The organism is Pseudidiomarina sp. WS423, from assembly GCF_050750165.1.
GTDB lineage: Bacteria > Pseudomonadota > Gammaproteobacteria > Enterobacterales > Alteromonadaceae > Pseudidiomarina > Pseudidiomarina fusca.
In genome coordinates this window covers 1-554 of sequence record NZ_JBOJLN010000057.1, presented here as the reverse complement: position 1 = coordinate 554, position 554 = coordinate 1, and the positions used below count along the sequence as shown (strand labels likewise).

Genomic DNA, 554 nt, shown 5'->3' with positions numbered 1-554 from the left:
ACTCTTTTTGAACGCTTGCTGATTCTCATTGGAGTCAGGGGTTCGCCAAACAACACCATCGACGCCAAGCAATCGTAAGCCATGCCATGTTGGATGCTCGGCTTGTTCATTCCAAATCGCTTGCGTATGTTCAAATACCGATTGTACGGCATGTTCACCAAGGCGTTGTCGTGCTTGAGGAATAGCGCTTGGAGCTACAAGTGCCCGTCGACCAGGCAGCATAATATTCATTTGTCCAACGATGTCCCACACGCTGGTGTTGCGATATAAGGCCATGCCTATAATACTCCACAACACCATATCCAAGGGTAAACGTCTTTTCCTGACCGTGCCGACACCGGCCTTATCAAACGCCTCATCAATTAAATCAGGATCAAGAATGTCGGATAATTTACCCAGTTCTTCAGAGTTTGGAGCATATCCATTGGCTATTGCGAGTGCTGTGGTGAGTTGCATAAAAAAATCCGTAGCTAGAATTAACTAACTACGGATTCTGATCCATTGGGAGGATCGGTCAACCGATCGCTAAAATATTTCTTAACTGATCGGCATTA

At 45.8% G+C, this 554-nt stretch carries 1 protein-coding gene; it reads right to left on the bottom strand.

What is annotated here, in order from left to right; translation table 11 throughout:
* The coding region (locus ACQ661_RS12760) for a transposase domain-containing protein (protein WP_431668596.1) at nucleotides 1-456 on the bottom strand (456 nt) is incomplete at its 3' end.
* Between the last annotated feature and the right edge of the window lie 98 nt (nucleotides 457-554).